The 586-nt window shown below is 68.4% G+C and carries 1 pseudogene; it reads left to right on the top strand.

Annotated elements, in window-relative coordinates:
* Positions 1–573 (top strand): annotated as a pseudogene (locus KZA10_RS17135) (aminotransferase class I/II-fold pyridoxal phosphate-dependent enzyme); the annotation flags it as partial.
* Positions 574–586 lie beyond the last annotated feature (13 nt).

The raw sequence follows: 586 nt of genomic DNA, 5'->3' as shown, positions 1-586 counted from the left end.
CTCCTCCGAGGACGCCCCGGACCAGCAGCAGACGCCGGATCAGGGTCAGGGCCAGGGGCCGTTCCAGTTCGACATCCCCGGAAGCGGCTCGCCGCGACGGTGAGCGATCGCACCAGGATCATCCTGGTCAACGACCCGCACAATCCCACGGGAGCGATCTTCGGGCGTGAGGTGCTCGAAGAGGTGGTGCGCCTGGCGGAGAAGCACGATGCGATCATCGTCACCGACGAGGTGTACGAGCATCTGGCGTTCCATGCCGCGCACACCCCGATCGCCACGCTCCCCGGAGCATCCGCGCGCACGCTGACGATCTCGTCCGCCGGGAAGACCTTCTCCACGACGGGGTGGAAGATCGGGTGGGTGCATGGACCGGCCGCGCTCATCACGGCCGTGCTCACCGTGAAGCAGTACCTCACCTACGTCAACGGCTCGCCATTTCAGCCGGCTGTCGCCGTGGGGCTGCGGATGGACGCCGCGTACTTCACGGACGCGGCCGCCGTGCTCGCCCACAAGCACGGGATCCTCGGCGACGGGCTGAGGGCGGCCGGATTCACCGTGCACGCGCCTCAGGGCGGCTAGTTCACCG

It is taken from the genome of Microbacterium sp. BF1 (assembly GCF_019279095.1).
In the GTDB taxonomy this organism is placed as follows: domain Bacteria; phylum Actinomycetota; class Actinomycetes; order Actinomycetales; family Microbacteriaceae; genus Microbacterium; species Microbacterium maritypicum.
This window is presented reverse-complemented; position numbering and strand designations above follow the sequence as displayed.